Here is a 10,346-nt window from a genome sequence, read left to right as displayed (position 1 = left end):
GGGACCGGGTGTCGCGGGGGGGGCGCGCGTCTCGTCTTGCGCCGGACCTCGGATTTTCCGGGGCAATGGGTCGGAAGATCGGAATTTCCCGCGCAAGGCCGCGCCATTACGGTCGCCTTTGCCGAACAGGGAAACAGCCTCCATGGTTCTTGTGCAGCCACTCCGCCCGCCGCCCGCCAGCGCGGCCAGATGGCCCGTCATCGTCCGCCATGCGCTGCCCGCCGGGCATGCCCTGCGCGGCGGTGTGCTGGTGCCGGGGAATTTCGACGGTTTCCACCTTGGCCACCGGGCGCTGCTGCGCGAGGCCCGCGCGCGGGAACCTGCCTCGCCACGCCCGGGACCGGCACCCCGGTCCTGGTCGGGATCACCCCGGACGGCGCCATTCTTCCCGCCGGTGATCGCGATCCTGCTCTGGGCCTTCCTGCTCAGCGACCTGACGGCGGTGATCGTGGCGCTGCCGCCGCGGTTGAGCCGGTCGGCTGCCCTGAGACCGTGCGGCCGGATGTTGCCCGCGGCCCGGGTCGCGGAACTGGTCCTGGCCGTGATCTTTTCGCCGGGCAGCGAAAGGAGGCTGGCTTGTGCAGGGCGAGAATGCCCAGGTGAGAGGGGGCGGTGGCCGATATTCTGCCCTTTCCCGAAATGCTTGGCTGACGGATCGGACTGGTTCTCCGGTGGCCAATCCTCGGGGATCCGCGCGGGCTGCCTGACCTGTCAGGCCGGCGGGCGAAGGAAATCCGCCCAGGGCGTTCGTGGCAGATTTTCCGATTCCGAATCCCGCCCCGGGATGCGGCAGCGATCCTCAGCCGGACCGGGGGGCGATGGGGCGCGGTCTCGTCTCAGATTGCAAATCTTCTTCCGCCCGCAACAGGCATGAGAAAGATCCGGCCAATATTCTGATCCGCACGAGAAAGAAACGCTTGCTTTCGGGGTGAACTGCGATAACAATATTATCAGAGGTCAACAGAGACCTCGCTCAGATCGGGCAATGCAGCCTCACGCAAGCGCATCAATGATGATGCCAGGCGTGGGGCTTTTTGCGTTTGGCCCGACAAAAAAATACAACAGGGAGTCATAACCGATGAAGCGTCGGAGTTTTTTGACGCGCCTTGGTGCTGCGGGCACCATGGGCGCGATGGGTGGACTTGCGGCCCCGGCAATCTTCAGGGGAGCCGGGCAGGCCTGGGCGCAGGGCGCCGAGATCCCGATCGGGCTGCTCTTTTCGCTGACCGGCGAGGTGGCGGTGGTCGAGCGCACCCTGCATGATGCGGCACTGCTCGCCATCGAGGAAATCAACGCCGAAGGGGGTATCAACGGCCGCCCGCTCAAGGTTCATATCGAGGATCCTGCCTCGGATCCGGCGACCTATGCCGACCGCGCCCGCCGGCTTTTCATCCGCGACAACTGCGTCAGCGTCTTCGGCTCCTACACTTCGGCCAGCCGCCAAGCGGTGCTGCCGGTCGTGGAGCAAAGGAAGGGGCTTTACTGGTATCCGACGCTCTACGAAGGCCGCGAATGCTCGCGCAATATCATGTATGGCGGCGCGGTTCCGAACCAGCAGCAGCAGGATTTCGTGCCCTGGCTGGTCGAGAACTTCGGCGGCAGATTCTATCTTCTGGGCAACAACTACGTTTACCCGAAGGAAGAGAACAACGTCTGCAAGATGCTGCTCGACCAACTCGGCGGCGAGGCGGTGCATGAGGAATACGTGCCGCTCGGCCATTCCGATTTCAGCTCGGTCATCAACCGGATCCGCTCGACAGGGCCGAGCCTGATCTTCTCGACGCTGGTGGGCGACAGCGACGTGGCCTTCGCGCGCCAGTTCCACGCGGCGGGGTTCGACTCCGCGAAAATGCCGGTCGCCAGCCTGACGCGCTCCGAAGTGGAAGTGGCCGCGATCGGCGGCGAGGCGGCGGCGGGGCACCTGTCCTCGGCCCCTTATTACATGGGCTATTCCTCGCCCGAGAACGAGCGTTTCGTCGAGGCCTACAAGTCGCGTTACGGCGGCGACCAGGTGACGCATTTCGTCTCGGAAGCGGCCTATTTCCAAGTTTATCAGTTCAAGGCCGCGATCGAGAAGCTCGATCCCGCCGAAATCACCCCCGAGGCCATCCGCGACGCGGCGGTCGGGGTGACGCTGAAGGCGCCTCAGGGCGAGATCCTGGTCGATCCGAACCTGCACACGCATCTCTGGCCCAAGATCGCCCGCTGGAAGAGCGACGGCCAGGCCGAGATCCTTGTGCAATCTGCCGAGCGGATCGCGCCGGAACCCTACTGGGCCTATGCGGGCGAGACCTGCACGGGAGAGGGACTCGTGCGCAGCTGACCCTGAGGTTGCGACCGGACTGTCCATCCGGGGGCGGCGCATCGTTGCGATAACAATCTGACCGCAGCCAATCGGCCAGTCCCGGCCGGACGGTGGCTTTCTGTTGCCGTCCGGTTCCGCGGAGCATGCCCGCCGCCCCCTTCCTCCTGAATGCCATCCGAGTGAAAGCGTCATGGAAACCTTTATCAACCAGCTCTTCGCCGGCGCCAGCCTGGCTTCCATCCTGCTGATGGTGGCCCTGGGGCTGGCGATCATCTACGGCGCCATGGGCGTCATCAATCTCGCCCATGGCGAGTTCGTCATGCTCGGGGCTTATGTGACCTGGGCTTTGCAGACCTTCCTCGGCATCGGCCTGCTGCCGGCGCTGCCGATAGTCTTTCTCGCCATCGCCGCCGTCGGCTGGGGGGTCGAACGCGCGGTCGTCTCGCGGCTTTACAGGCGGCCGCTCGATACGATCCTTGCGACCTGGGGGATCGGCATCGTGCTTCAGCAACTGGTGCGGATCGGGATCGGGCCGGAATCGCGCTTCATCGCCGGACCGGGGATCCTGTCGGGCAACACGGGGTTCGGCGGTGTCGTCCTGTCGAATTACCGCATCTTCGTGCTGGTCTTCGCCATCGCGATCTTCGCCGCCACCTGGGCTTTGATGGCGAAGACCGAATTCGGCCGCAAGCTGCGCGCGGTGATCCAGAACCGCGAGATCTCCGAATGCTACGGCATCCGCGCCGAGAAGGTCTATGCCATGACCTTTGCCTATGGCGCCGGGCTTGCGGGGCTTGCAGGCGCGCTGATCTCGCCCCTGGTGAACACCACGCCCTCGATGGGCACCTATCTGGTCGTCGACGCCTTCCTCGTGGTGGTCGTGGGCGGGGTGGGCAGCATTTTCGGCACCGCCGTCGCCTCGGGGATCGTGGGAGAGACCACGGCTTTCTTCTCGATGCTGCTGAACGACACCGTCGGCCGGATCGCGGTGCTGGTGGCGATCATTCTCTTCATCAGGTTCCGCCCTTCGGGCCTGTTCCCGCAAATCGTGCGCCGCTGAGGGGGATGCCATGAACAGAAACAACCGTGCCGATTATCTGGGCCATATCGTTTTTATCCTTGCGATCCTGCTCGGCGTTCCTGCGCTTCTGGGCTTCGACGGGTTCGAGCTGAACACCTTCGCGCGCTATCTGTCGCTGGCCATCGTCGCCTCGGCGCTGGCTTTGTCCTGGGGCACGGCGGGGATCCTGAACCTCGGCCAGGCCGCCACTTTCGGCATCGGCGCCTATGTGATGGCGATGCATCTGAAGCTGGTTGCCAGCGCCGGAAACCCGGATGGCCTGCCGGATTTCATGGGCTGGAACAACGTCACCAGCCTGCCCTGGTTCTGGCTGCCGTTCCAGTCGCTGACCGTGACGCTGATCCTTGGCCTGGCGCTGCCGGCGCTGCTGGCCTGGGCGATGGGGATCTTCATGTTCCGCGCCCGCATCACCGGGGTTTTCGTCGCCATCATCACGCTGGCCTTCCTTGTCGCGCTGCAACTGTGGTTCATCGAGGAACAGCGCTTCACCGGCGGGCAGAACGGGCTGACCGGCCTCGCGCCGCTCGATCTCTTCGGCTGGAGCGTCGATACCTACAGCCTCGGCTTCTACTATCTGGTCGCGGGTTGCCTGATCGCGGCGCTGGTCATCGGCTCGCTGATCGTGCGCTCCAAGGTCGGCCTCGTGCTGCGCGCCATCCGCGAGGACAGCCAGCGGGTGCGCTATTTCGGCTATGACGTGGCGCGCTACGAGACTTTCGTCTTCTCCACCTCGGCGGCGATCGCCGGCTGGGCGGGGATGCTTTACGCGCTGGTTCTCGAATTCGCCTCGCCGACCTATATCGGCGTCGCCTTCAGCCTGGCCATCGTGATCTGGGTCGCCGTGGGCGGACGCGAATCCCTGGTGGGCGCGGCGGTGGGCGCGATCCTCGTCAACCTCGCCGAGGGGCGGCTGTCCGACATGTTCGTCGAAAGCTGGCTGCTGATCCTCGGGGTGATGTTCATCCTCTTCGTCCTTTTCCTGCCGCGCGGCCTCTACGGGCTTTTGCGCCAGGGGTTCGGCCGGATTGCCCGGCTGCGTGAAGGGCAGGGGCCGAAGGATGCCAGGGCGCAGGAGAGCGCACAATGAATCTGATGCAGATCCACAATCTGACGGTGCAGTTCGGCGGCCTTCGCGCGGTGAACGACCTGTCGCTCGATGTCCGCAGGGGCGAGCTGCTCTGCCTCCTGGGGCCGAACGGGGCGGGGAAATCCACCACGCTCGACCTGATCTGCGGCAAGACCCGCGCCACTTCGGGGCAGATCGTCTTCGAGGGGCAGGACATCACCTGGCTCAAGGAATACAAACGCGCGCGCTGCGGCATCGGGCGCAAGTTCCAGGTGCCCTCGGTGTTCAGGGAACTGACGGTTCTGGAAAACATCGAACTGGCGCGCTCCCGCAATCCCGGGATCCTCGACTCGCTCAGGGTGTTCCGCACTCCGATCCGGGGCAGGGTGCGGGAGGTGCTCCAGATCGTCGGGCTGATCGACATGGTGGATACCCGGGCGGGCAATCTCTCGCATGGCCAGACGCAATGGCTGGAGATCGCCATGCTGCTGGCGCAGGACAGCAAGCTGATCCTGATGGACGAGCCGACCGCCGGCATGACCATCCAGGAGACCCTGCAAACCGCCGCGATCTTCAATTCGCTGAAGGGCGATCACACGATCATCGTGGTCGAGCACGACATGCAGTTCGTCCGTCAGGTCGCCGAGAGGGTCATCGTGATGAACCAGGGCAGCCTGCTGGCGGAAGGCACCATCGCCGGGATCGAGGCCGATCCGCGCGTCAAAGCCGTCTATCTGGGACATTGAGGGGAAAAGCCATGATCGAGGCGAGGGGCCTTTACTCCTACTATGGCAAGAGCCCGGTTCTTCAGAACCTGACTTTTGATCTGAACAAGGGCGAATTGCTGAGCGTTCTGGGGCGCAACGGCGTCGGCAAGACCACCCTGATGCGCAGCTTCATGGGGCTGACCGACAGGCTTGAGGGCAGCCTGAGCTTCGGCGGCGAGGAAATCGCGGCCCTGCGCACCGCCGACCGGGCGAAGCTGGGGATCGGCTATATCCCTCAGGGGCGCGAGATCATCCCGCGCTTTACCGTGCGCGAGAATATCGTGATGGGCACCTGGGCCCGCCGCGACGGCCGCCGCGACATGCCCGATTTCGTGTTCGAGCTGTTCCCGATCCTGAAGGATTTCCTCGACCGGCGCGGGGGCGATCTGTCGGGGGGGCAGCAGCAGCAGCTTGCCATCGCGCGCGCGCTCGCCATGGATCCGCAGATGCTGATCCTCGACGAGCCGACCGAGGGTATCCAGCCCAATATCGTGAGCCAGATCCATGACGTGATCGTTCGGCTGAACCGCGAATTCGGTCTGACCATCGTTCTTGTCGAGCAGAACGTGCCCTTCGCGCGCCGGGTCTCGGACAGGTTCATCGTCATGGACAAGGGCCGCATCGTCATCAGCGGAACAGGGGCCGATCTCACCGACGAACTGGCCGAGAAGCACCTGACCTTCTGAAGAGAACCGGGCCCCGGAGGAGAGCGGGGCCGGGCCATCCGGGAGACCGGAACCATCAACCGAGAGAGGAGAGTCCCGATGAGACACGGGGATATTTCAAGCAGCCCGAATACCGTGGGCGTCGCCGTCGTGAACTACAAGATGCCCCGGCTGCACACCCGCGAAGAGGTGCGCGCCAATGCCGAAAAGATCGGCGAGATGATCACCGGCATGAAGCAGGGTCTGCCCGGCATGGATCTGGTGGTCTTCCCGGAATACTCGCTCCAGGGCATCATGTATGACGAGAAGGAGATGTATGACACCGCCGTCACCATCCCCGGCGACGAGACCGAGATCTTCGCCCGCGCCTGCCGCAAGGCCAATGTCTGGGGCATCTTCTCGCTGACCGGCGAGCGGCACGAGGACCATCCCCGCAAGCCGCCCTACAACACGCTGATCCTGATGAACAACAAGGGCGAGATCGTCTCGACCTATCGCAAGATCCTGCCCTGGTGCCCGATCGAGGGCTGGTATCCCGGCGGCGCGACCCAGGTGGCCGAGGGGCCGAAGGGGCTCAAGGTCTCGATGATCATCTGCGATGACGGCAATTACCCCGAGATCTGGCGTGACTGCGCCATGAAGGGGGCCGAGCTTATCGTGCGCTGCCAGGGCTATATGTATCCCGCCAAGGAACAGCAGATCATGATGGCGAAAGCCATGGCCTGGGCGAACAACAGCTATGTCGCGGTGGCCAATGCGGCGGGCTTCGACGGGGTGTATTGCTACTTCGGCCATTCGGCGATCATCGGCTTCGACGGCCGCACGCTCGGCGAATGCGGCGAAGAGGAATACGGCATTCAATATGCCCAGCTCTCGATCCCCGAGATCCGCGACGCCCGCGCCAACGACCAGTCGCAGAACCATCTCTTCAAGCTGCTGCACCGCGGCTATACCGGGGTTCACGCGGCCGGCGACGGCGACCGCGGCATCGCGGATTGCCCGTTCGAATTCTACAAGACCTGGGTGACGGATGCCGAAAAGGCCCGCCAGCAGGTCGAGGAATTCACCCGCACCAGCGTCGGCGTCGCCAACTGTCCGGTGGGCAGCCTTCCGACCAAAGCCAAAGAAAAAGAGGCCTGAGCCTTTGTAATGCCCGCGGGCGGCATATCCGCCCGCGGGGCCCATGCGTGACACAAGCTGCGTGACAGGATCGCGCGAGACGGAGTTCTGACGATATGCCTTTCCTGAACGACATGCTGGCCGACACCGCCAGACGCCGAAAGGATGCGGAAGCCTTACAGGCGGAAACTCTTTCTGCCGACGATGTGGTTTCCGCCCACCGGACGGATCCGGTCGGGCTGAACAGCCGGTTCCGCTTCGATGTCGAACTGGTGGCGAACCATCTGCGCCGCGAGATCATCGGCCAGAACGATGCCGTCGAGGCGGTGGTCGACATGCTCAGGATCGTGCGTGCCGATATCGCCGATCCGCGCCGTCCGCTTTATACCTCGCTGCTGCTCGGCCCGACCGGGGTCGGCAAGACCGAGCTTGTCCGGGTGCTGGCGCGCGCGATCCATGGCGATGCCGATGCGCTTTGCCGCGTCGACATGAACACGCTTTCGCAAGAGCATTATGCCGCCGCGATCTCGGGTGCGCCGCCGGGCTATGTCGGCTCGAAAGAGGGGCGCACCATCCTTGACCAGGAGAAGATCGAGGGCACCTCGGACAAGCCGGGCATCGTCCTCTTCGACGAACTTGAGAAGGCCAGCCCCGAGGTGGTGCTGTCGCTTCTGAACATCTTCGACAACGGCATCCTGACCACCGCCTCGGGCGAGCGGACCTATTCGTTCAGGAACGCGATCATCTTCATGACCTCGAATCTCGGCGCCGAGGCGCTGCGCCGCGAGGCCGAGGTCGCGCAAAATGCGCTGTGGCGGCTGATCCCGCGCCCGGGCAATCCGCGCCAGCGGGCCGGGGCCATCGCGCAGAAGGCGTTGCTCGGGCGCTTCCCGCCGGAGTTCGTCAACCGCATCGACCATGTCGATGTTTTCAACTGGATCGACCGTGCCGATGTCGACACACTTATCCAGCTTGAGCTGGAAAAACTGAACCGGCGCCTCATCCGGCATCAGGCCCGTATTGAACTGGCGCCTTCGCTCGGTGAACATATCGCCCGGGAGGGGTTCGACCGCCAGTTCGGGGCGCGCTCGCTGCGGCGGGCCGTCAGGCGTTTCGTCGAGATACCTTTTGCGAGACATATCCTGGATGAGCCGCCGCCTCCCGATGGATTGGGCAGACGCTATGCCGCTGAACTGCGCCATGGCAGCGTGTCTTTCCGTCAGGTTGTGACAGAGAAGTGATGAGGAACGCCTTTGATTGATACGGGGGACACCTGGAAACTCGGAATCCTGTTCTCCGAGACCGGCTCGACGGCTGTGATCGAAAGATCGCAAAAGCGCGGAGCCCTGCTGGCGATACAGGAGATAAACGCGGCGGGCGGCGTCGCCGGGCGGCTGATCGAGCCGGTCGATTGCGATCCCGGCTCGATCCCGTGCGAATATGGCCGCCTGGCCGAGAAACTCATTGCCGAGGATTGCGTCAGGGCGATGATCGGGTGTTTCATGTCCTCTGCGCGCAAAGAGGTTCTGCCGGTCGTCGAACGCCGCAATATTCTGTTCTTCTATCCGACCCTTTACGAGGGATTCGAATATTCCCCCAATGTGATCTATGGCGGGGCCTGCCCTAATCAGAACAGTGTTCCGCTCGCCAGCTATCTGCTGGAGAATTACGGGAACCGTTTCTACTTCATCGGGTCGGATTACATCTATCCGCGCGAATCCAACCGGGTCATGCGCAATATCCTGCGGCAGGGCGGCGGCGAGGTGGTGGGCGAGGTCTATATCCCCTTCGATGCCGCCCAGGATGAAATTGACGGCATTCTCGCAGATGTGGCGGCCAAAGCGCCGGATGTGATCTTTTCCACCGCCGTGGGCGAGACCTCGGTCCGGCTCTACCAGTCCTATCATGCCGCGGGTCACGATGCGCGCCGGGTGCCGATTGCCAGCCTGACCGCGAATGAGGCTGAAATGGCCGAGATCGGCCGTGAGGCCTCGGTTGGCCATATCACCGCCGCGCCCTGGTTCAATACGATCGACACGCCCGCCAGCCGCAGGTTCCGCGAAAGTTATGCCCGCGAGTTCGGTCCCGATATCAAGGTGACGAGCTGTGCAGAGGCCGCCTATTTCCAGACCCATATGTTTGCGGCGGCGCTTGACAAGGTGGGCGGGCTCGATCCCGACCAGTTGCGCGAATGCCTGCTCGGAGCAAGCTGGGATGCCCCCCAGGGTCAGGTCAAGATAGATCCCGACAACGGCCATACCTGGCTGCATTCGCGGATCGCCCGCGTCGATGAGAAGGGCGAGTTCATCGTGCAGCGCGAGGTTATCCGGCCCGTGAAACCCGACCCTTACCTGGTGACGCCCGATCTGAACGACCGGCGCCTGCGGTTGCGCAAGGCAACACCGAAGGCGCGTCAGCCATAAGCGAGAGTGCAACCAACAGGAGCGGGCGACAGACCGGATGACCAATCTGATCAGCAATCTGCGCAGTCTCAATCTTCTGGTCCTGCATCCGCGGGACCAGGATTCCGATGATCTGGTGCAGCAGCTCAACCGGATCGGCTGTATGGTCGAGGCGCTCTGGCCTTTGCCTGAAACGCTGCCGCCCGCGGCGGATGTGGTGTTCGTCGAGGTTAAAGAGGCGATCCCCCCGGGGCTCAGCAAACTTTTTTCGCTTCGCCCCGAGCAGCGGCCGACATTGATCGGACTTATCGGCTATGAAAACCCCTCGGTGCTGGGGGGCTTGCTCGAATTGGGGGTTCAGGCCGTTATCACCAAGCCGTTTCGCGCCTTCGGTGTGCTGAGCGCATTGATGATGGCGCGCCATGCCTGGCTCGAACGGCTGGAGGCTCTGCGCAACGAGGAAAAGCTCAGGACGAAGCTCGAACATATAAATATCATCACCGAGGCCAAATTCATCGTGATGCGCCATCACCGGATCAATGAAAAGGAAGCCTATAAGGTGATCAGAAGCCATGCGATGTCGAGAAGGTGCTCTACGATCGAGATTGCCAATGCGATCATCAATGCGGACGGCTTGCTCAGCAAACTCGTCACCGAGCCCAGAGAAGATCGCGAATGACGGAAAGCGGGGCGGGTGTAATATGAATCCGAAAATTTCAGGATATAAGGGAAACGCCATGTCAATTTCCCCCGGTCGAAGCGATTTATATGGCGCGTCAGATGAATTCATCGCCCATGCCCATATTGACGCTTCTGGTTACGCGTCGCTTTACGGGGAGTCTGTTTCGTCGGCTGATGGTTTCTGGTTTCGCGAGGGTCAGCGTCTTGACTGGATCCGGCCTTATGCCTCGGTGAAGGAGACGTCTTTCGCGCCGGGGAAT

10 protein-coding genes are annotated in these 10,346 nt (G+C 63.2%); all 10 read left to right on the top strand.

From position 1 onward, the window contains the following. The first annotated feature begins 1,078 nt into the window (after positions 1-1,078). The gene (locus XINFAN_RS10890) at positions 1,079-2,323 is read left to right on the top strand and encodes a transporter substrate-binding domain-containing protein (protein ID WP_233352192.1); all 1,245 of its coding nucleotides are present in this window, start codon (positions 1,079-1,081) and stop codon (positions 2,321-2,323) included. Between the two features lie 172 nt (positions 2,324-2,495). Then, on the top strand, positions 2,496-3,365 hold the full coding sequence (gene urtB, locus XINFAN_RS10885) for an urea ABC transporter permease subunit UrtB (protein ID WP_124086856.1): 870 nt from the start codon (positions 2,496-2,498) through the stop codon (positions 3,363-3,365). A gap of 10 nt (positions 3,366-3,375) precedes the next feature. Beyond that, the gene (gene urtC, locus XINFAN_RS10880; RefSeq protein ID WP_124086854.1) at positions 3,376-4,473 is read left to right on the top strand and encodes an urea ABC transporter permease subunit UrtC; all 1,098 of its coding nucleotides are present in this window, start codon (positions 3,376-3,378) and stop codon (positions 4,471-4,473) included. Beyond that, entirely contained in the window at positions 4,470-5,198 is a 729-nt protein-coding gene (urtD, locus tag XINFAN_RS10875) for an urea ABC transporter ATP-binding protein UrtD (protein WP_124086852.1), read from the top strand. Before urtC ends, urtD begins: the two co-directional genes overlap by 4 nt. Positions 5,199-5,209: 11 nt before the next feature. Continuing rightward, positions 5,210-5,905, top strand: coding sequence for an urea ABC transporter ATP-binding subunit UrtE (gene urtE, locus XINFAN_RS10870; RefSeq protein ID WP_124086850.1), 696 nt, complete (start codon positions 5,210-5,212; stop codon positions 5,903-5,905). Between the two features lie 78 nt (positions 5,906-5,983). After that, complete coding sequence (locus XINFAN_RS10865) at positions 5,984-7,024, top strand: aliphatic amidase (RefSeq protein ID WP_124086848.1); 1,041 nt, start codon at positions 5,984-5,986, stop codon at positions 7,022-7,024. 95 nt (positions 7,025-7,119) lie between these two features. Further along, a complete protein-coding gene (locus tag XINFAN_RS10860; protein WP_124086846.1) occupies positions 7,120-8,244 on the top strand; it encodes an AAA family ATPase in 1,125 nt (374 codons plus the stop codon). Between the two features lie 12 nt (positions 8,245-8,256). Next, positions 8,257-9,426 carry a transporter substrate-binding domain-containing protein gene (locus XINFAN_RS10855; RefSeq protein ID WP_233352191.1) on the top strand — a complete coding sequence of 390 codons (1,170 nt, stop codon included), beginning with the start codon at positions 8,257-8,259 and terminating at the stop codon, positions 9,424-9,426. Positions 9,427-9,463: 37 nt separating this feature from the next. Beyond that, complete coding sequence (locus XINFAN_RS10850; RefSeq protein ID WP_124086843.1) at positions 9,464-10,084, top strand: ANTAR domain-containing response regulator; 621 nt, start codon at positions 9,464-9,466, stop codon at positions 10,082-10,084. A gap of 58 nt (positions 10,085-10,142) precedes the next feature. Beyond that, the coding region (locus tag XINFAN_RS10845) for an acetyl-coenzyme A synthetase N-terminal domain-containing protein (protein WP_290426965.1) at positions 10,143-10,346 on the top strand (204 nt) is incomplete at its 3' end.

This window comes from Pseudogemmobacter humi (assembly GCF_900609055.1).
In the GTDB taxonomy this organism is placed as follows: Bacteria; Pseudomonadota; Alphaproteobacteria; order Rhodobacterales; family Rhodobacteraceae; genus Pseudogemmobacter; species Pseudogemmobacter humi.
Note: the sequence above shows the minus strand (reverse complement) of the source record. Positions and strands in the feature narration are given on the sequence as shown.

Bases quoted from the DNA above. Each gene is read 5' to 3' on its own strand.
- urtD (WP_124086852.1), top strand. From the start codon at position 4,470: ATGAATCTGATGCAGATCCACAATCTGACGGTGCAGTTCGGCGGCCTT.
- XINFAN_RS10860 (WP_124086846.1), top strand. From the start codon at position 7,120: ATGCCTTTCCTGAACGACATGCTGGCCGACACCGCCAGACGCCGAAAG.
- urtB (WP_124086856.1), top strand. From the start codon at position 2,496: ATGGAAACCTTTATCAACCAGCTCTTCGCCGGCGCCAGCCTGGCTTCC.
- urtC (WP_124086854.1), top strand. From the start codon at position 3,376: ATGAACAGAAACAACCGTGCCGATTATCTGGGCCATATCGTTTTTATC.
- XINFAN_RS10890 (WP_233352192.1), top strand. From the start codon at position 1,079: ATGAAGCGTCGGAGTTTTTTGACGCGCCTTGGTGCTGCGGGCACCATG.
- urtE (WP_124086850.1), top strand. From the start codon at position 5,210: ATGATCGAGGCGAGGGGCCTTTACTCCTACTATGGCAAGAGCCCGGTT.
- XINFAN_RS10865 (WP_124086848.1), top strand. From the start codon at position 5,984: ATGAGACACGGGGATATTTCAAGCAGCCCGAATACCGTGGGCGTCGCC.
- XINFAN_RS10850 (WP_124086843.1), top strand. From the start codon at position 9,464: ATGACCAATCTGATCAGCAATCTGCGCAGTCTCAATCTTCTGGTCCTG.